The organism is Streptococcus sp. 'caviae', assembly GCF_001937065.1.
Taxonomy (GTDB): domain Bacteria; phylum Bacillota; class Bacilli; order Lactobacillales; family Streptococcaceae; genus Streptococcus.
Map to the genome: position 1 here is coordinate 1 of NZ_MOWR01000013.1, position 16,627 is coordinate 16,627.

Consider the following 16,627-nt stretch of genomic DNA (forward strand, 5'->3'; position numbering starts at 1 on the left):
CGCGACTCACGATTATGGTGTAGCAAGCTACGGTTTAATCGTGCGTTCCACTTGCATGTATTAGGCACGCCGCCAGCGTTCGTCCTGAGCCAGGATCAAACTCTCTTCATAGTTTGAGCTCTCACTCATTCCTGTCCACTGACAGATTTATTGCTTTGACAGGTCGTATTCCTACAACCCGCACTTGGTTCGTCTTGTTCAGTTTTCAAAGGGCTTCCCTCGTATCGAGGCAACTACTATATTCTATCAACTCCTCTTACTTTTGTCAACACTTTTTTTCACCTTTTTTTCACCCTTAAATAACACTCCTCTCCTTGGTGGCGTCGATAAAGGCCTTCCAGACTGCATTCCAGCAGACTTTTAGTGAAAATTTTTATCTTTTCTCGATCTTCTGTCCCTTCTTTCTTTTGACTAAAACGCCGTCTCAGCCCTTTGTAATCATGATGATAATCAGACAAAAAATCGCTTGTCTGTAAAAATTTTTCCAAATGATCTAAATTTGCTAAAAGCCCGATATGAAAAGCAACAGGTGCAAACGTTTGATCTAAGGGCTGGGTGCAGACACTGCGAAACTCAACGGTTCCACGCTTAGTCAAATTTTGATACTGATAACTGCGATGACTGTCAAAATCAGCTTCTCGGGGAAGCAGTATGGCCTTTTCGCCCTTAAGATTCCAAGCTGAGATTTCTTTTTGCAGCAGGTAGTCTCTGGCACGAATCGGTTCAAAATAATAGAGTTCCCCATTTCTTTCCGCAGTAAAAAGCGCCGAACCAGCAAGATAGTCAAAGAAGTCATCTTCTGTTTTAAAACTTCTGCTATTGACACCGACATTCTCTTTAAAGATACCGTGCATGGAATTCTCCCAAAAAATATCTCGTGAAATCTTAAACGGCCAGTTTTGTCCCCAGAATTCTGAATTAGCAAACAGATGGGCCTTAGCTGCTTCGATCTTATTAAAAGCATTGATGACACGCAGGTAGTTATCTTTACTGACATCCAGCTGAACTTGATTTCCGCAGATAAAAGACCCGTATTGAGGAAATTTATGAAAAAAAGAATCTTTTTTATTTTTAGACAGGGCTAAGAAATCCAGAAGCATCTGATAGCGCGGCAGTTTTACTGCCCTATTGTCATTTAAATGCCAATAAGGATGCACCCCAAATCCTTGTATAGCATGGTTGTATTGGCCTAAAAAAGCCTGTGCAGCCTCTAAATACTGATTAAATCTTTTTTCCGCATCCTGAATCTTTTTAACTTTCCCAAGGGCAAACTCTATCGTATTGTAAGATACCTCAAAGAGAATTCTGTCTTCTGTGCTCTTATTAACAAGCTGAACGGGCTGCCCATCTGTATCGCACTTTTCTACTTCAAAAGGCAGAACTTGAGGAAGATAAGACAGCAAAGCCTTTGTAACCTGCAGATCGGTCGCTTGCTCTTTTAAATTAACGATTGGAAATTCCAGTTCAATCCCTATATAAGCTTCAGGAGAGTCTTTGATATTATCAAGATATCGTTTTTTCAGTAAATCTATGGCTTTAGTCATCTTCTGCCCCCAAGTGTTTGAGATTAATTATAACAAAATTTCTAAAGAATTCAAAAAAGCGCTTATTTAGGAAATGCTTCTAGCCTTAAAAACATTTCCTAAATAAACGCTGTCGCTTCAATATGATGAGTGTTCCACTAGGAGAGTCTCCTAGTGGCAGACCAGAGCTAGACTAAGAATTCTTAGAATTCCATCATCGTAACACTCAACAAAATTGATAAAAATTATACTAATTCAATAATTGCCATTGGGGCAGCATCACCACGGCGCGGTTCTGTTTTCAGAATACGAGTGTATCCGCCATTGCGTTCTGCATAACGCGGTGCAATTTCTGAAAAAAGTTTTTGAAGAGCTGTAGTTGACGTGTACTTATCATTAGCTTCATCATAGTTTTCAGATGCAATTTCGTTGCGAACAAATGCTGCTGCTTGACGCCGGGCATGAAGGTCGCCGCGTTTACCAAGAGTAATCATTTTTTCAACTGTTTTGCGGATTTCTTTTGCACGAGCTTCTGTTGTTACAATAGATTCGTTGATAAGAAGATCAGTCGTTAAATCACGAAGCATTGCTTTACGTTGTGAGCTAGTACGTCCTAGTTTACGGTAAGCCATTGTTTCCTCCTATATTATTATTTATCGTTTTTTAATCCCAAACCAAGGTCAGCAAGTTTTACTTTAACTTCCTCAAGACTCTTGCGTCCAAGATTTCTAACCTTCATCATTTCAGGTTCAGTCTTTTCTGTTAAATCATAGACTGTGTTAATACCAGCACGCTTCAGACAGTTGTATGAACGTACCGATAAATCAAGTTCCTCAATCGTACGATCGAGTACTTTTTCATCAGAAACTTGTTCTGTTTCTTTCATGACATCCGTTGCTTTGGCAACTTCAGTTAAATCAGTGAAGAGATTCAAATGTTCAATCAAAACACGGGCAGATAAACCTAAAGCATCTTCAGGAATAATAGTTCCGTTGGTCATGATTTCGATTGTCAATTTATCAAAATTATCATTGCTTCCGACACGGGCAGGTTCAACCTGATAATTGACTTTCTTAACCGGTGTATAGATAGAGTCTATCGCAAGTGTCCCGACCGGTGCATCGTCTTTTTTATTTTCTTCTGCCGGAATATAACCGCGATTAGTATCCACAGTCAGAGTAGCTTTCAGGCTGGCACCTTCAGCAATAGTAAAGAGATAGTGGTCAGGATTAACAATTTCAATATCACTGTCTGTCAAAATATCTCCGGCAGTAATTTCTGCTGGACCTTCAACATCCAGTTCAATGATTTTTTCCTCTTCAACATAAGATTTTACAGCAAGTCCCTTAAGGTTAAGGATAATTTGCATGACATCTTCGCGCACACCTGGAACGGTATCAAATTCGTGTAGTACCCCATCAATCTTAATTGACGTAACAGCTGCACCTGGAAGTGAAGACAAGAGTACCCGACGAAGAGAATTACCTAGAGTTGTACCATAGCCACGCTCAAGCGGTTCAATGACAAATCTGCCGTAATCTTTATTTTCATCAATTTTTGTTATTATTGGTTTTTCAAACTCAATCATCTATTTTACTCCTCTAAAACATTCCTGTGTACTATGAGATTATGATTATACACGACGGCGTTTTGGAGGACGAGCACCATTATGCGGTACAGGAGTCACATCACGAATAGCTGTTACTTCCAGACCGGCAGCTGCAAGCGCACGAATAGCAGATTCACGACCTGAACCCGGCCCTTTTACAGTAACTTCAACAGTCTTAAGACCGTGTTCTTGAGCAGATTTAGCAGCAGCTTCTGCAGCCATTTGGGCAGCAAAGGGAGTAGATTTACGTGAACCTTTGAATCCAAGCGCACCGGCTGATGACCACGCAAGAGCGTTACCATGCACATCTGTAATCATAACAATAGTGTTATTGAATGTAGCGTGAATATGGGCAATACCAGATTCAATATTTTTCTTCACACGACGTTTACGTGTTGGTTTAGCCAATTTTTTTACCTCCTATTTTATTTTTTCTTACCAGCAATCGCTACAGCTTTGCCTTTGCGAGTGCGAGCATTGTTTTTAGTGTTTTGTCCACGGACAGGAAGCCCACGGCGATGACGGATTCCGCGGTATGAACCGATTTCCATCAAACGTTTAATGTTGAGGTTAACTTCACGGCGAAGGTCTCCTTCAACCTTAATTGCATCAACTTCGCGGCGGATAGCATCTTCTTGATCAGATGTTAAATCTTTCACACGGATATCTTCTGAAACACCTGCTGCAGCAAGAATTTTTTTAGAAGTTGGCAAACCGATACCATACACATAAGTAAGTGATACGACTACACGTTTATCGTTTGGAATATCAACTCCAGCAATACGAGCCATTTTTTCTCCTTTCTATTTTAACCTTGACGTTGTTTGTGTTTTGGATTTGTTGGACAAATCACCATAACACGGCCGTTGCGGCGAATAACTTTGCAGTATTCGCAAATTGGTTTAACCGATGGTCTTACCTTCATTCTTATCCCTCCATTTATTTCGATTATTTAAAGCGGTATGTGATGCGTCCGCGAGTCAAGTCATAAGGACTCATTTCAACAGTGACCTTATCGCCTACTAAAATACGGATATAGTTCTTCCGAATCTTCCCGGATACGGTCGCTAAAATTTGGTGCCCGTTTTCTAACTCGACTGTAAACATCGCATTTGGCATGGTTTCAACAACCTTGCCTTCAATTTCAATCACATCTTCTTTTGCCACGCAAAAGCCCCCCTAAATTTCGATTTGATGTCCTCTGAGCACAGAGGTAACAATTATAAGCCAGACTAGCTTATTCTATCACTCTTTGCAATAAAAATCAAGCCACTAAGCCGATTTATTTTAAATTTGACAAAACCTTGTCAATAGCTTCAAAGACCAGTTCAATATCTTGATCTCCTTCAATATCATGAACCAATCCTTCAGCACGATAATATTCAATAATCGGCTGACCTTGAGCAATATTAACATCTAAACGGCGTTTGACAGCTTCCGGTTTGTCATCCTCGCGTTGATAGTAATCTTCTTCATTATAATCAGCAGGGGGATTGAAAACTTTATGGAACGTTTCACCGGTCTTGCGATTGATAATACGTCCGCTCAAACGCTCAACCAATTTGTCAGCTGCAATCTCAATATTGACCACTGCATCTAATTTCAGGCCAAGTTCTTTCAAGATAGCAGTCAGCACTTCTGCCTGCTCCAAAGTTCGTGGGTAGCCATCAAGAAGAAAGCCTTTTTCTTTGATGTCTGCCTGCGCCAGACGCTCTTTGACAATACCATTAGTCACTTCATCAGGAACCAAGTCTCCCTTATCCATATATGACTTGGCTAACAGCCCCAGCTCTGTTTGGCTGGCGATGGCAGCGCGGAACATATCTCCTGTTGAGATATGAACAAGGCCAAATTTTTCAACGATTTTAACAGCCTGAGTTCCTTTCCCGGCACCCGGCAAACCCATAATTAAAAGATTCATGATAGTCTCCTTATTTTGTTTTCAAATAAATCTGCCAGTTTGGCAAACTTATTAAAAAGCAAAATAGAAGGGAGCAGAATATGAACTCAGAAAAAATCAGAGAATTCATCATTCTGCCCCCGCAGCCTTGCCCGTTTTGCCGGGCAAACAACTTCTGCGTTCTTTAACGCTTGTTATATGCTGCTTTATAATCTATTCTGCAGTGTTCATGAAGCCAACATACTGTCTCTTCAAAAGATAGCCTTCCAGCTGTTTCATTCCTTCAATACCTGTCGAAATAACAATCAAGAGACTGGTTCCTCCCAGAGCCACGCTTGATGACAAATCAAACTGCTGCTGGGCAACAATCGGACTCAAGGCAACAAAGGCCAAGAAAACGGAACCGATTGTAGCAAGCTTTTTAAGGAGTGATGACAAGTACTCTTCTGTTTCACGGCCAGGTCTGACACTTGGAATATAGGAAGCGTTCTTTTGCAGATTCTCTGCTGTCTTTTCCGGATTCACCTGTACAAAAGTATAGAAGAATGAGAACAAAACAATGAGAACCGCATAGACAGCCATCCCTGTCGGATTAGTATAAGACAGCCATTCCTGCAAGGTTGCCATCCACGGAATATCGCGGCCGTGTTGGAAAAACGGCAATATCGTACTTGGGATAGTTGTGATGGAACTTGCAAAGATGACTGGGATAACGCCAGCCGGATTTATCTTTAATGGAAGATAAGAATTGGTCGGCGCACCTTGTGCCAGCTTCGTATATTGGATGGGAATCTTATATTCTGCCTGCTGAACAAAGGTTGTAAAGAAGATGATGATTAGACTGGCTAAAATCAGCAAGCCTACGAAAATCAGAGAATTTGTCATCTCATCCGAACGGATATTGACAAAATAATCTTCATAGACTGATTTAATGGTCTCAGGCATAGAAGAAATAATCCCGGCAAAGATAATCATCGAAACGCCATTGCCGAAACCTTTATCCGAAATTTGATCCCCAAGCCAAGTCACAATCACACTTCCTGCAGTTAAAACAGCACCAATTAAAAGGAAGGTTTGCAGATTTGGAGTTGATACAATACCGACACTAGAGAGTGCATTGAAACCGTAAGCAATACCAATAGATTGGAAGAAGGCAAGAATCAGCGAAATGTAGCGCGTCGCTTGATTAAGTTTACGGCGTCCGACTTCGCCCTGCTTCCCCCATTCAACAAACTTAGGCAATATATCCATTTGTAAGAGCTGAACCACAATCGATGCGGTAATATAAGGGCTGACCCCCATTGAGAAAACTGAAAAGTTACTCATAGCATTACCGCTGACCAGGTTTAGCATGTTTAAAAATGGCAGATCACTTATTTGTTCAAGACTTTTAGCATTGATGCCTGGTACGGTGATGTGTGTACCAACACGAAATACAAAGATGATAAAAATGGTAAAGAAAATCTTTTTTCTAACACTTTTCACCTTTAGGGCGTCTTTTAAAAGTCTAAAAAACATTAGATCACCTCGATTGAACCACCTTTAGCAGTGATTGCTGCTTCAGCAGATTTTGAGAATTTAGCTGCTTTAACAGTTAATTTTTTAGTTAATTCGCCATTGCCAAGGATTTTAACCCCTGATTTTTCATTGCGAACGATTCCTGCTTCTTTAAGGACAGCAGGGGTAACTTCTGTACCGTCTTCAAAGACGTTTAATTTGTCAAGATTAACAAGTGCATATTCTTTAGCGTTGATATTTGTAAATCCGCGTTTTGGCAAACGGCGGAAAAGCGGTGTTTGACCACCTTCAAATCCAGGACGGATACTGCCGCCGCTGCGGGATTTTTGTCCTTTTTGACCGCGGCCTGCAGTCTTACCGTTACCTGATGATGATCCGCGGCCGACGCGGTTGCGAACTTTGCGAGAACCTTCTGCAGGTTTTAATTCATGAAGCTTCATTTAAATTTTTCTCCTTATTTGTAAAATGCTAACGCCTTCACAGGGGAAAAGGTGTTCCCTGTAAAGACTCGCCTATACGATTTTATATTGCATTCAAGCCGCAGTGATAAATCGCTGCGACTTGATAATTTTTAGCAGCTGGCTGTGCAGCTCCTTCCAGTCAAAGCTGGGAGTATCTGTACAGTCAGCCTTGCGGAACAAATCTGAAAGTGTTTTTGAGAAAATCAGCTTTTCTCATTATTTCAGCTGACCCGCTTATTTAACTTCTTCTACAGTCACTAAGTGTGAAACTTTATTGACCATACCGCGAATAGCTGGGGTGTCTTCTTTAACAACTGAGCTGTTCAATTTACCAAGTCCAAGGGCAACAACTGTTTTACGTTGTGCAGGGATGCGGCCGATTGGAGACTTAGTCAAAGTAATTTTAATTTGTGCCATGACTTCTCCTTTCTTATGCTAAATCAGAAACTGAAACACCGCGAAGGGCAGCAACGTCTTCTGCACGTTTAAGCTGTTTCAAACCTTCAACTGTTGCGCGAACAATGTTGATTGGAGTGTTTGAACCAAGTGATTTAGATGTAATATCTGCCACACCAGCCAATTCCACAACGGCACGGACAGCACCGCCGGCAGCAACTCCGGCACCTTCTACAGCTGGTTTCAGCAAGACACGAGCGCCGCCAAATTCTGAACGCACTTCGTGAGGAATTGTTGTCCCAACCATTGGTACTTCGATCATGTTTTTCTTAGCAGTATCTACTGCTTTGCGAATAGCTTCTGGTACTTCCTGAGCTTTACCTGTACCAAAACCGACACGGCCGTTACGATCTCCGACAACTACAAGAGCAGCAAAGCGAAGACGACGTCCGCCTTTAACAACTTTTGTAACACGGTTGATTGCAACAACGCGTTCTTCAAGTTCTACTGCATTATCTTTAAATGCCATTATTAAGTGTCCTCCCTATTAGAATTTCAATCCGTTTTCACGAGCTGCATCAGCCAAAGCTTTAACACGTCCGTGATAGAGATATCCACCGCGGTCAAACACCACTTCAGAAATACCTTTAGCTACTGCGCGTTCAGCAACGAGTTTACCAACAACAACGGCTTGTTCTGTTTTAGTTCCTTTTGAAACTTCTTTGTCAAGAGTTGAAGCACTTGCGAGCGTTACACCCGCTACGTCATCAATTACTTGAGCGTAGATGCCTGTATTAGAACGGAAAACGTTCAAACGTGGGCGATCAGCAGTTCCAGAGAGTTTACCGCGAACGCGACGATGGCGTTTTTGACGGATTTTATTTTTATCTGGTTTCGAAATCACAATTTTTACCTCTTAAATTTTATAATTATCAAACTGACAAAGCTGTTCTATAGCAATGTAATATCTTACAAATACTATTAAACCGATCCTATTTACCTGTTTTACCTTCTTTGCGGCGTACGTATTCACCAGCGTAACGGATACCTTTACCTTTATATGGTTCAGGAGCACGGAGTCCGCGAATATAAGCAGCTGTCTGACCGACAACTTCTTTATTAATTCCGTTTACAACGATAGCTGTAGCAGATGGTACCTCAAAAGTGATGCCTTCTGGAGCTTCTACTTCGTCTTGGTGAGATTTACCGACTGAAAGCACAAGTTTTTTTCCTTGAAGCTGAGCACGGTAACCGACACCCTGCATTTCAAGTTCTTTTTTGAAACCTTCAGAAACACCAACAACCATGTTATTCAAGTTAGCGCGAGCTGTACCATGGATGGTTTTCATTTCTTTAGAATCGTTTGGACGGTGAAGAGATACTTCAGTACCTTCAACCTTGATTTCAATAGCTTTTGGAAACTCGCGAGTCAGTTCCCCTTTAGGTCCTTTTACAGTAATCACATTGTCCTTGTTGCTGAGTTCTACACCAGCAGGCAATGTAATCACTTTATTACCAATACGTGACATATTTTTCTTTTCTCCTGTTAGATTATCAGGCCGCCTTAAGCGACTAGTTTTCACGGGGTGTTTAATATTAAGATAGCGTTCATTCAGCAAGCTTGCTGAATTGAACACGGACTAAAATCCTAGTGAAAAAGATGGATTCCCTTGAAGTCCTCGGACTTCTTCATCAATCTCCTGTTTTCATACGGATTTTTTAACGTCCTTAGTATCTTAAATTACCATACGTAAGCAATCACTTCGCCGCCAATGTTCTTTTGACGGGCTTCCCTGTCAGTCAAAAGACCTTCTGAAGTTGAAATGATAGCAATTCCAAGTCCGTTAAGAACCTTAGGAACATCTTGGCTTTTCGCATAAATGCGAAGACCTGGTTTAGAAATGCGTTTTAAGCCAGTGATAACTTTTTCACCATTTTGTCCGTATTTAAGAAAAATACGAATAATGCCTTGTTTATCATCTTCAACGACTTCAACATTTTTGACAAAGCCTTCACGCTTAAGAATTTCAGCAATTCCTTTTTTAATGTTTGATGCAGGAGCTTCGACAACGCTGTGGTTTGCTTGGTTAGCATTGCGAATGCGTGTCAGAAAGTCTGCAATTGGGTCAGTCATAACCATTTAATTTTTCTCCTCTTACTAGTAGTTTGCAAGCTGCACTTGCTAGTTAATGATGCCCTGATGGGCTAGTTTAATTTAATAATAGGTTGCAAGGCCGCCGTCAATCTAGGCGATTGCTCGCAGACAGTACTTGAGTACGGCAAGAGCAATCAACGACGAGTGACCAGAGCATTGCAAGCTATTATTACCAAGACGCTTTAGTAACGCCAGGGATTTGTCCCTTGTATGCTAATTCACGGAAGCAAACACGGCAAAGTTTAAATTTGCGGTAGACTGAATGCGGACGGCCGCATTTTTCACAGCGAGTGTAAGCTTGCGTAGAGAATTTTGCTGGGCGTTTGCTCTTAGCAATCATAGATTTTTTAGCCAAATTTAAACCTCCTTATTATTTTGCAAAAGGCATTCCAAGGCCTGTAAGCAATTCACGTGATTCTTCATCGGTATTAGCAGTTGTTACGATAACAATATCAAGACCGCGTACCTTATCAACATTATCAAAGTTGATTTCCGGGAAGATCAATTGTTCTTTAATACCAAGTGTATAGTTACCGCGTCCGTCAAATGATTTTGTCGGAACACCGTGGAAGTCACGTACACGCGGAAGCGATACGGTAACCAATTTATCCAAGAATTCATACATGCGTTCGCCACGAAGAGTAACTTTCGCACCGATAGCAACCCCTTCACGAAGACGGAAGCCGGCGATTGATTTCTTAGCTTTAGTGATAAGTGGTTTTTGACCTGAGATAAGTGCCAATTCATCAGCAGCTTTTTCAAGGTTTTTTGCATTTGATACAGCGTCACCAACACCCATGTTAAGGACGATTTTTTCAACCTTAGGCACAGCCATTACAGATGAGTAGCTGAATTTTTCTGTCAATGCAGGAACTACTTCATTAAGATATTTTTCTTTTAAGCGATTTGCCATTATACTTCTCCTTTCCTTCGTGATTAATCAAGCACTTCGCCTGATTTTTTGTTGTAACGAACTTTTTTGCCGTCAACAAACTTGTAACCGACACGTCCAGCAACACCGTTCTTGTCAAGAACTTGAACGTTTGATGCATGGATTGGTGCTTCTTTTTCCACGATAGCACCTTGAGGGTTTTCGTTATTTGGTTTTTGATGTTTCTTGATGATAGCTACACCTTCAACAACAACTTTGTTTACTTTTGGAAGAGCTTTGAGAACTACAGCTTCAACGCCTTTGTCCTTGCCAGCAATAACGCGAACTTTATCGCCTTTTTTTACAAACATTTGAGTTATTCTCCTCTATATATTTCTTACGCCCTGAGGGCACCCTAGAAAATTCTAGGGGACTAAGTTTGTTTTTTAGAATTAAAGTACTTCTGGTGCCAGTGACACGATCTTCATGAAGTTGCCTTCACGCAATTCACGAGCTACAGGTCCAAAGATACGAGTTCCGCGAGGTGTTTTATCATCACGGATAAGAACAGCTGCATTCTCATCGAACTTGATGTATGAACCATCAGCACGGCGAGCGCCTGATTTAGTACGAACGATAACGGCTTTGACAACGTCACCTTTTTTAACCGCACCACCAGGAGTAGCTTGTTTTACTGAAGCAACGATGACATCACCGATGTTTGCGAATTTACGGCCTGATCCACCAAGAACTTTGATAGTCAAGATTTCGCGAGCACCACTGTTGTCAGCGACTTTTAAACGACTTTCTGATTGAATCATTTAAGTTTTTTCTCCTTTCAGGCTTGATTAAATAATAACGGCTTCTTCAACCACTTCAACAAGACGGAAATGCTTTGTCGCTGAAAGCGGGCGAGTTTCCATGATGCGAACGATATCGCCGGTTTTAGCAACATTGTTTTCATCATGGGCCTTATATTTCTTAGAGTAGTTAATACGTTTACCATAGACTGGGTGGTTACGTTTTGTTTCAACTACAACTGTGATTGTTTTGTCCATTTTATCTGATACAACACGACCAACTAATGTTCTACGTTGTTTACGTTCCATTTAAAAGACTCCTTTCCCAATCTATTATTTGTTTTCAGACTGCACTGTTTTGACACGTGCAATTTGCTTTTTAACTTCGTTCAAACGGGCAGTTTGATCAAGTTGACCTGCTGCAGCTTGGAAACGAAGGTCGAAAAGTTCTTTCTTCAGTTCGTTTTCTTTCTTAGCAAGTTCTTCTTGAGAAAGACCACGAAGCTCTTTAACAAAATCTTTAATTTCTTGAAGTTTCATGTTTTCTCCTTATTCTGCTTCACGTTTCACGAATTTAGTTTTAACCGGCAGCTTGTGGCTGGCAAGACGGAGCGCTTCACGAGCAACTTCTTCTGACACACCGGCAATTTCAAACATGACTTTGCCGCGCTTAACCGGCGCTACCCAACCTTCAGGAGCACCTTTCCCTGAACCCATACGCACACCGATAGCTTTGGCAGTGTATGACTTATGAGGGAAGATTTTGATCCAAACTTTACCGCCACGTTTCATGTAACGCGTCATCGCGATACGGGCAGCTTCGATTTGACGGTTGGTGATCCAGTGGCTGGTTGTAGCCTGAAGACCGTATTCTCCAAATGCTACTTCTTTTCCGCCTTTAGCTTCACCGCGCATTTTCCCGCGGAATTCACGGCGGTGTTTAACACGTTTAGGTACTAACATCTGTTATTTGCCTCCTTTAGTGTTTTTACGAGCTGGAAGAATTTCACCACGGTAAATCCAAACTTTAACACCGAGCTTACCATAAGTTGTATCAGCTTCTTCCCAAGCGTAATCGATATCCGCACGAAGTGTGTGAAGCGGAACAGTTCCTTCTGAGTATCCTTCGCTGCGGGCAATATCTGCACCATTCAAGCGGCCTGATACCTGAGTTTTGATTCCTTTAGCACCTGCACGCATTGTACGTTGGATAGCTTGCTTTTGTGCACGGCGGAAAGCAATACGCTGCTCAAGCTGGCGAGCAATGTTTTCACCAACAAGGTGAGCATCAAGATCTGGTGATTTAATTTCAACGATATTGATGTGAACTTGTTTGCCAGTCAATTTGTTAAGTTGCGCACGAAGAGCGTCAACATTTGCTCCGCCTTTACCGATAACCATACCTGGTTTTGCAGTATGAAGGGAAACATTTACTTTATTTACTGCGCGTTCGATTTCAATAGTAGAAACCGCAGCGTCAGCCAATTCCTTTTGAATGAATTTACGGATTGCAAGATCTTCATGAAGGTAATCCGCGTATTCTTTTTCAGCATACCATTTCGCATCCCAGTCACGGATGATCCCGACACGCATACCAATTGGATGTACTTTTTGACCCACGATTTTACCTCCTTATTTTTCTGCCACAACTACTGTGACGTGAGTTGTGCGTTTGTTGATTGGTGATGCTGAACCTTTGGCACGCGGACGGAAACGTTTCATTGTTGGTCCTTCGTTGGCAAATGTTTCAGATACTACCAAGTTAGCTTTTTCCAAACCAAAGTTGTTTTCTGCATTGGCAACTGCTGAATTAAGCGTTTTTTCAACAATGCGGGCTGCTTTGTTTGGTGTGAATTTCAAGATTGCGATTGCGTCAGCAACGTTCTTACCACGGATAAGATCAAGAACAAGACGTGTTTTACGAGGTGAAACACGCACTGTACGAGCCATTGCTTTAGCTGAAGTAATTTCTGCCATTGTGTCCTCCTCCTATTAACGACGTGTTTTCTTATCGTCAGCTGCGTGACCTTTGTAAGTACGTGTTGGTGCAAATTCACCAAGCTTGTGACCTACCATGTCTTCCTGAATGTAAACAGGAACATGTTTACGGCCGTCATAAACTGCGATTGTATATCCGATGAAACTTGGGAAAATCGTTGAACGACGTGACCAAGTTTTGATGACTTTTTTCTTTTCGTCATTTGCTTGAGCTTCGATTTTTTTCATCAAGTGCTCATCGACGAAAGGTCCTTTTTTAAGACTGCGTCCCATTGTGTAATTTTCTCCTTTAAATAGATGTACCACAGCGGCTTGAGAGCAGGACAGCTTTCCTCTCCTGTCAATCCCTACCGAGCTGGCGGATGTAGGCTATCAGCCCAGCCGCGGGCAGCTTGAATGTTGGCAGCATTCATTGAACATGCAGCCATTTTAGCTGCTCCGGCAGAGGTCTTACGATAATGTTTAACAAGAATTTTGTTAAACGTTTGTTTGGCGCCTATTTTTCGTTACGGCGGCGAACAATAAGTTTGTCAGATTTAGCTTTTTTGTTGCGAGTTTTAAGACCCAGCGCAGGTTTACCCCAAGGAGTAGACGGCGCTTTGCGTCCAACTGGTGCTTTACCTTCACCACCACCGTGCGGGTGATCGTTAGGGTTCATTACAGAACCGCGGACAGTTGGGCGAATGCCTCTCCAGCGGCTGCGGCCTGCTTTACCATAGTTAACCAGTCCGTGCTGTTCATTGCCGACGGTACCGACTGTAGCACGGCAAGTGCCAAGAATCATACGAACTTCGCCAGACTGAAGGCGAACAAGCACGTATTTACCTTCCTGACCAAGCACTTGAGCAGAAGCACCGGCTGCACGAACAAGTTCTGCACCCTTGCCTGGTTTTAATTCAATGTTATGAATAATAGTACCGACAGGGATATTAGCAAGCGGCAGTGCATTACCGACTTTGATATCTGCTTCCGGGCCTGAAACGATGCGCTGACCAACTTCAAGACCTTTTGGAGCGATGATATAAGCTTTAACACCGTCAGTGTAGTGCACAAGAGCAATGTTAGCTGAGCGGTTTGGATCGTATTCAATTGTTTTAACAACTGCTTCAACACCGTCTTTATTACGTTTGAAGTCAATCAAACGGTAGTGACGCTTGTGACCGCCGCCTTGATGGCGAACAGTGATACGGCCGTTATTGTTGCGGCCGGCCTTGTTTTTCAGCGGAGCAAGCAATGATTTCTCAGGAGTGCTTGTAGTGATTTCAGCAAAATCCAAAGAAGTCATATTACGACGGCCATTTGTCGTTGGTTTATAAACTTTAATACCCACCTTATTTCCTCCTTAGATTACTCTGCTTCAGCAGCTGCAAACAACTCGATTGCTTTTGAATCAGCTGTAAGAGTGATGATAGCTTTTTTAGTTTTGCTTGTGAAGCCTGTGTAACGGCCCACGCGTTTTTGTTTTGGTTTTACATTTACTGTACGGACACTGGCAACTTTAACACCGTCAAACGCAGCTTCAACAGCTTGTTTGATTAGAAGTTTATGTGCGCGCGTGTCAACTTCAAATGTATATTTCCCTTCTTCAAGGGCAACCATTGATTTTTCAGTAACAACAGGTTTTTTGATTACGTCGTACAAATTCATTATGCAAGAACCTCCTCGATATTAGAGATTGCTTCTTTAGTAACAAGAAGTTTGTCGCTGTTTACGATATCAAGGACACTTGCAGTTGCTGCTGTAGCAACTTTTACATTTGGAAGGTTGCGAGCTGATAATTCAGCAAATTTATTTCCTTCTTCAAGAATAACAAGTACTTTTGAATCAATGCTGAGTGCAGCAAGCGCCTGTGCAAATTCTTTAGTTTTCGGAGCTTCAAAAGAAAGAGCATCTACAGCTACAAATTTTTCATCAGCAACTTTTGCTGAATAAACAGATTTCAACGCGAGGCGACGAACTTTTTTAGGAAGTTTGTAGCCATATGAACGTGGAGTCGGTCCGAAGACAACACCGCCGCCGCGCCATTGTGGTGAACGGATAGAACCTTGACGCGCACGCCCAGTTCCTTTTTGACGCCATGGTTTACGGCCGCCGCCTGATACTGCTGAACGATTTTTAACCGCATGAGTACCTTGGCGAAGGTTAGCACGTTGGCTGACAATAACATCAAATACTACTGATTCGTTTGGTTCGATACCAAAGACAGCATCATTAAGTGTCACTTGACCAGCTTCCTTACCAGTTTGGTCAAATAGTTTTACGTTTGCCATGTTAACTGATTTCCCCTTTCCTTATTATTTAGCAGCTTTGACTGCTGATTTGATGGTGATAAGAGATTTCTTAGCACCTGGCACATTACCCTTGATAAGGATAACGTTTTTTTCCGGAACAACTTGAACCACTTCAAGATTTTGAATGGTTACACGGTTACCGCCCATGCGTCCTGCAAGGTTTTTACCTTTGAATACACGGTTTGGTGCAACAGGTCCCATTGAACCTGGACGACGGTGGTAACGAGAACCGTGAGCCATAGGTCCGCGTGATTGACCGTGACGTTTAATAGCACCTTGGAAACCTTTACCTTTAGTTGTACCAGTAACATCAACAACATCACCGGCTTCGAATTGTTCAACTGTGATTTCTTGTCCAACTTCCAAGCCTTCAATGTTTTTAAATTCACGAATGAAGCGCTTAGGAGTCGTGTTAGCTTTTGCTGCGTGACCTTTGGCAGGTTTGTTGCTCAATACTTCGCGCTTGTCATCAAAACCGACTTGAACTGCTTCGTAACCATCTGTTTCAACAGTTTTTACTTGAAGCACAACATTGGGTGTTGCTTCGATGACAGTAACAGGGATAAATTCACCAGCTTCAGTGAAGATTTGAGTCATTCCCACTTTTTTCCCTAAGATTCCTTTTGTCATGAGAAAATATTTCCTTTTCTTAATTTTGTTTTCAAAAAGTTTTTAATGAGCGTTTTTCATGCTCAAAAAAGTTTTTAACGAGCGTTTTTTGTGCTCAGACCGATTACAGTTTGATTTCTACGTTTACACCGCTTGGAAGATCAAGCTTCATCAGCGCATCAACCGTTTTTTGCGTTGGGTTCACAATATCGATCAGACGTTTGTGAGTACGCATTTCAAATTGTTCGCGAGAATCTTTGTACTTGTGAGTCGCACGAATAATTGTGTAGAGACTGCGTTCGGTAGGAAGCGGTACTGGACCGGCTACACTTGCACCTGTACGAGTCGCTGTTTCTACGATCTTTTCTGCCGCTGTATCAAGTGTACGGTGTTCGTAAGCTTTCAAACGGATACGGATTTTTTTGTTTGCCATCTTTTCTCCTCTCGTCTATTTAAAATAATAGGCTAGCTCCACAAGAAAACCGACAGCCCTTGC

At 42.0% G+C, this 16,627-nt stretch carries 30 protein-coding genes and 1 rRNA gene; all 31 read right to left on the reverse strand.

Annotated elements, in window-relative coordinates:
- Positions 1-111: ribosomal RNA gene (locus tag BMI76_RS09845) — 16S ribosomal RNA — on the reverse strand; the annotation flags it as partial.
- A gap of 167 nt (positions 112-278) precedes the next feature.
- Positions 279-1,544, reverse strand: coding sequence for a glutamate-cysteine ligase family protein (locus BMI76_RS09850; protein WP_075347397.1), 1,266 nt, complete (start codon positions 1,542-1,544; stop codon positions 279-281).
- A gap of 224 nt (positions 1,545-1,768) precedes the next feature.
- Complete coding sequence (rplQ, locus tag BMI76_RS09855; RefSeq protein ID WP_027974865.1) at positions 1,769-2,155, reverse strand: 50S ribosomal protein L17; 387 nt, start codon at positions 2,153-2,155, stop codon at positions 1,769-1,771.
- Between the two features lie 17 nt (positions 2,156-2,172).
- Positions 2,173-3,111, reverse strand: a complete 939-nt coding sequence (locus BMI76_RS09860; protein WP_027974864.1) for a DNA-directed RNA polymerase subunit alpha — start codon at positions 3,109-3,111, stop codon at positions 2,173-2,175.
- Between the two features lie 45 nt (positions 3,112-3,156).
- On the reverse strand, positions 3,157-3,540 hold the full coding sequence (gene rpsK / locus BMI76_RS09865) for a 30S ribosomal protein S11 (RefSeq protein ID WP_003080097.1): 384 nt from the start codon (positions 3,538-3,540) through the stop codon (positions 3,157-3,159).
- 17 nt (positions 3,541-3,557) lie between these two features.
- Positions 3,558-3,923, reverse strand: a complete 366-nt coding sequence (gene rpsM / locus BMI76_RS09870) for a 30S ribosomal protein S13 (protein ID WP_002262317.1) — start codon at positions 3,921-3,923, stop codon at positions 3,558-3,560.
- A 17-nt stretch (positions 3,924-3,940) separates the two neighbouring features.
- Entirely contained in the window at positions 3,941-4,057 is a 117-nt protein-coding gene (gene rpmJ / locus BMI76_RS09875; RefSeq protein ID WP_000868345.1) for a 50S ribosomal protein L36, read from the reverse strand.
- A gap of 23 nt (positions 4,058-4,080) precedes the next feature.
- Positions 4,081-4,299, reverse strand: coding sequence for a translation initiation factor IF-1 (gene infA / locus BMI76_RS09880; protein ID WP_002262318.1), 219 nt, complete (start codon positions 4,297-4,299; stop codon positions 4,081-4,083).
- A gap of 115 nt (positions 4,300-4,414) precedes the next feature.
- On the reverse strand, positions 4,415-5,053 hold the full coding sequence (locus BMI76_RS09885; protein ID WP_075347398.1) for an adenylate kinase: 639 nt from the start codon (positions 5,051-5,053) through the stop codon (positions 4,415-4,417).
- A 192-nt stretch (positions 5,054-5,245) separates the two neighbouring features.
- A complete protein-coding gene (gene secY, locus BMI76_RS09890; protein WP_075347399.1) occupies positions 5,246-6,550 on the reverse strand; it encodes a preprotein translocase subunit SecY in 1,305 nt (434 codons plus the stop codon).
- Positions 6,550-6,990, reverse strand: coding sequence for a 50S ribosomal protein L15 (gene rplO / locus BMI76_RS09895; RefSeq protein ID WP_075347400.1), 441 nt, complete (start codon positions 6,988-6,990; stop codon positions 6,550-6,552). Before rplO ends, secY begins: the two co-directional genes overlap by 1 nt.
- 255 nt (positions 6,991-7,245) lie before the next feature.
- Complete coding sequence (gene rpmD, locus BMI76_RS09900; RefSeq protein ID WP_027974860.1) at positions 7,246-7,428, reverse strand: 50S ribosomal protein L30; 183 nt, start codon at positions 7,426-7,428, stop codon at positions 7,246-7,248.
- Positions 7,429-7,441: 13 nt separating this feature from the next.
- On the reverse strand, positions 7,442-7,936 hold the full coding sequence (gene rpsE / locus BMI76_RS09905) for a 30S ribosomal protein S5 (RefSeq protein WP_027974859.1): 495 nt from the start codon (positions 7,934-7,936) through the stop codon (positions 7,442-7,444).
- Between the two features lie 18 nt (positions 7,937-7,954).
- Positions 7,955-8,311: a 50S ribosomal protein L18 gene (gene rplR / locus BMI76_RS09910; RefSeq protein ID WP_003010871.1), complete on the reverse strand. Its 357-nt coding sequence runs from the start codon at positions 8,309-8,311 to the stop codon at positions 7,955-7,957.
- A gap of 88 nt (positions 8,312-8,399) precedes the next feature.
- Positions 8,400-8,936, reverse strand: a complete 537-nt coding sequence (rplF, locus tag BMI76_RS09915; protein ID WP_075347401.1) for a 50S ribosomal protein L6 — start codon at positions 8,934-8,936, stop codon at positions 8,400-8,402.
- A gap of 212 nt (positions 8,937-9,148) precedes the next feature.
- Positions 9,149-9,547 carry a 30S ribosomal protein S8 gene (gene rpsH / locus BMI76_RS09920; RefSeq protein ID WP_075347402.1) on the reverse strand — a complete coding sequence of 133 codons (399 nt, stop codon included), beginning with the start codon at positions 9,545-9,547 and terminating at the stop codon, positions 9,149-9,151.
- 184 nt (positions 9,548-9,731) lie between these two features.
- Positions 9,732-9,917 carry a type Z 30S ribosomal protein S14 gene (locus BMI76_RS09925; RefSeq protein ID WP_003086896.1) on the reverse strand — a complete coding sequence of 62 codons (186 nt, stop codon included), beginning with the start codon at positions 9,915-9,917 and terminating at the stop codon, positions 9,732-9,734.
- A gap of 15 nt (positions 9,918-9,932) precedes the next feature.
- Positions 9,933-10,475 carry a 50S ribosomal protein L5 gene (gene rplE / locus BMI76_RS09930; protein WP_003086897.1) on the reverse strand — a complete coding sequence of 181 codons (543 nt, stop codon included), beginning with the start codon at positions 10,473-10,475 and terminating at the stop codon, positions 9,933-9,935.
- 23 nt (positions 10,476-10,498) lie between these two features.
- Positions 10,499-10,804 (reverse strand): 50S ribosomal protein L24, encoded by a 306-nt coding sequence (rplX, locus tag BMI76_RS09935; RefSeq protein WP_003086898.1) that lies wholly within the window; start codon positions 10,802-10,804, stop codon positions 10,499-10,501.
- An 81-nt stretch (positions 10,805-10,885) separates the two neighbouring features.
- Positions 10,886-11,254, reverse strand: a complete 369-nt coding sequence (gene rplN, locus BMI76_RS09940) for a 50S ribosomal protein L14 (RefSeq protein WP_003086899.1) — start codon at positions 11,252-11,254, stop codon at positions 10,886-10,888.
- A 27-nt stretch (positions 11,255-11,281) separates the two neighbouring features.
- A complete protein-coding gene (rpsQ, locus tag BMI76_RS09945) occupies positions 11,282-11,542 on the reverse strand; it encodes a 30S ribosomal protein S17 (protein WP_075347403.1) in 261 nt (86 codons plus the stop codon).
- A 24-nt stretch (positions 11,543-11,566) separates the two neighbouring features.
- Positions 11,567-11,773, reverse strand: coding sequence for a 50S ribosomal protein L29 (gene rpmC, locus BMI76_RS09950; RefSeq protein ID WP_003086901.1), 207 nt, complete (start codon positions 11,771-11,773; stop codon positions 11,567-11,569).
- Between the two features lie 9 nt (positions 11,774-11,782).
- Positions 11,783-12,196 carry a 50S ribosomal protein L16 gene (gene rplP / locus BMI76_RS09955; RefSeq protein WP_003062852.1) on the reverse strand — a complete coding sequence of 138 codons (414 nt, stop codon included), beginning with the start codon at positions 12,194-12,196 and terminating at the stop codon, positions 11,783-11,785.
- Positions 12,197-12,199: 3 nt separating this feature from the next.
- A complete protein-coding gene (gene rpsC, locus BMI76_RS09960; RefSeq protein ID WP_075347404.1) occupies positions 12,200-12,853 on the reverse strand; it encodes a 30S ribosomal protein S3 in 654 nt (217 codons plus the stop codon).
- A gap of 12 nt (positions 12,854-12,865) precedes the next feature.
- Positions 12,866-13,210, reverse strand: a complete 345-nt coding sequence (gene rplV / locus BMI76_RS09965) for a 50S ribosomal protein L22 (protein WP_027974854.1) — start codon at positions 13,208-13,210, stop codon at positions 12,866-12,868.
- Between the two features lie 15 nt (positions 13,211-13,225).
- Positions 13,226-13,504 carry a 30S ribosomal protein S19 gene (rpsS, locus tag BMI76_RS09970; RefSeq protein ID WP_003086904.1) on the reverse strand — a complete coding sequence of 93 codons (279 nt, stop codon included), beginning with the start codon at positions 13,502-13,504 and terminating at the stop codon, positions 13,226-13,228.
- A gap of 223 nt (positions 13,505-13,727) precedes the next feature.
- Positions 13,728-14,561 (reverse strand): 50S ribosomal protein L2, encoded by an 834-nt coding sequence (gene rplB / locus BMI76_RS09975; RefSeq protein WP_075347405.1) that lies wholly within the window; start codon positions 14,559-14,561, stop codon positions 13,728-13,730.
- 17 nt (positions 14,562-14,578) lie between these two features.
- A complete protein-coding gene (locus BMI76_RS09980; protein WP_075347406.1) occupies positions 14,579-14,878 on the reverse strand; it encodes a 50S ribosomal protein L23 in 300 nt (99 codons plus the stop codon).
- Complete coding sequence (gene rplD, locus BMI76_RS09985; RefSeq protein WP_075347407.1) at positions 14,878-15,501, reverse strand: 50S ribosomal protein L4; 624 nt, start codon at positions 15,499-15,501, stop codon at positions 14,878-14,880. The genes BMI76_RS09980 and rplD overlap by 1 nt, the downstream gene beginning before the upstream one ends.
- Positions 15,502-15,525: 24 nt before the next feature.
- A complete protein-coding gene (rplC, locus tag BMI76_RS09990; protein WP_075347408.1) occupies positions 15,526-16,152 on the reverse strand; it encodes a 50S ribosomal protein L3 in 627 nt (208 codons plus the stop codon).
- A gap of 103 nt (positions 16,153-16,255) precedes the next feature.
- A complete protein-coding gene (rpsJ, locus tag BMI76_RS09995; RefSeq protein WP_003067229.1) occupies positions 16,256-16,564 on the reverse strand; it encodes a 30S ribosomal protein S10 in 309 nt (102 codons plus the stop codon).
- Between the last annotated feature and the right edge of the window lie 63 nt (positions 16,565-16,627).

Bases quoted from the DNA above. Each gene is read 5' to 3' on its own strand.
- BMI76_RS09850 (WP_075347397.1), bottom strand. From the start codon at position 1,544: ATGACTAAAGCCATAGATTTACTGAAAAAACGATATCTTGATAATATC.
- rplQ (WP_027974865.1), bottom strand. From the start codon at position 2,155: ATGGCTTACCGTAAACTAGGACGTACTAGCTCACAACGTAAAGCAATG.
- BMI76_RS09860 (WP_027974864.1), bottom strand. From the start codon at position 3,111: ATGATTGAGTTTGAAAAACCAATAATAACAAAAATTGATGAAAATAAA.
- rpsM (WP_002262317.1), bottom strand. From the start codon at position 3,923: ATGGCTCGTATTGCTGGAGTTGATATTCCAAACGATAAACGTGTAGTC.
- rpmJ (WP_000868345.1), bottom strand. From the start codon at position 4,057: ATGAAGGTAAGACCATCGGTTAAACCAATTTGCGAATACTGCAAAGTT.
- BMI76_RS09885 (WP_075347398.1), bottom strand. From the start codon at position 5,053: ATGAATCTTTTAATTATGGGTTTGCCGGGTGCCGGGAAAGGAACTCAG.
- secY (WP_075347399.1), bottom strand. From the start codon at position 6,550: ATGTTTTTTAGACTTTTAAAAGACGCCCTAAAGGTGAAAAGTGTTAGA.
- rplO (WP_075347400.1), bottom strand. From the start codon at position 6,990: ATGAAGCTTCATGAATTAAAACCTGCAGAAGGTTCTCGCAAAGTTCGC.
- rpmD (WP_027974860.1), bottom strand. From the start codon at position 7,428: ATGGCACAAATTAAAATTACTTTGACTAAGTCTCCAATCGGCCGCATC.
- rpsE (WP_027974859.1), bottom strand. From the start codon at position 7,936: ATGGCATTTAAAGATAATGCAGTAGAACTTGAAGAACGCGTTGTTGCA.
- rplF (WP_075347401.1), bottom strand. From the start codon at position 8,936: ATGTCACGTATTGGTAATAAAGTGATTACATTGCCTGCTGGTGTAGAA.
- rpsH (WP_075347402.1), bottom strand. From the start codon at position 9,547: ATGGTTATGACTGACCCAATTGCAGACTTTCTGACACGCATTCGCAAT.
- rplE (WP_003086897.1), bottom strand. From the start codon at position 10,475: ATGGCAAATCGCTTAAAAGAAAAATATCTTAATGAAGTAGTTCCTGCA.
- rplX (WP_003086898.1), bottom strand. From the start codon at position 10,804: ATGTTTGTAAAAAAAGGCGATAAAGTTCGCGTTATTGCTGGCAAGGAC.
- rplN (WP_003086899.1), bottom strand. From the start codon at position 11,254: ATGATTCAATCAGAAAGTCGTTTAAAAGTCGCTGACAACAGTGGTGCT.
- rpsQ (WP_075347403.1), bottom strand. From the start codon at position 11,542: ATGGAACGTAAACAACGTAGAACATTAGTTGGTCGTGTTGTATCAGAT.
- rpmC (WP_003086901.1), bottom strand. From the start codon at position 11,773: ATGAAACTTCAAGAAATTAAAGATTTTGTTAAAGAGCTTCGTGGTCTT.
- rplP (WP_003062852.1), bottom strand. From the start codon at position 12,196: ATGTTAGTACCTAAACGTGTTAAACACCGCCGTGAATTCCGCGGGAAA.
- rplV (WP_027974854.1), bottom strand. From the start codon at position 13,210: ATGGCAGAAATTACTTCAGCTAAAGCAATGGCTCGTACAGTGCGTGTT.
- rpsS (WP_003086904.1), bottom strand. From the start codon at position 13,504: ATGGGACGCAGTCTTAAAAAAGGACCTTTCGTCGATGAGCACTTGATG.
- BMI76_RS09980 (WP_075347406.1), bottom strand. From the start codon at position 14,878: ATGAATTTGTACGACGTAATCAAAAAACCTGTTGTTACTGAAAAATCA.
- rplD (WP_075347407.1), bottom strand. From the start codon at position 15,501: ATGGCAAACGTAAAACTATTTGACCAAACTGGTAAGGAAGCTGGTCAA.
- rplC (WP_075347408.1), bottom strand. From the start codon at position 16,152: ATGACAAAAGGAATCTTAGGGAAAAAAGTGGGAATGACTCAAATCTTC.
- rpsJ (WP_003067229.1), bottom strand. From the start codon at position 16,564: ATGGCAAACAAAAAAATCCGTATCCGTTTGAAAGCTTACGAACACCGT.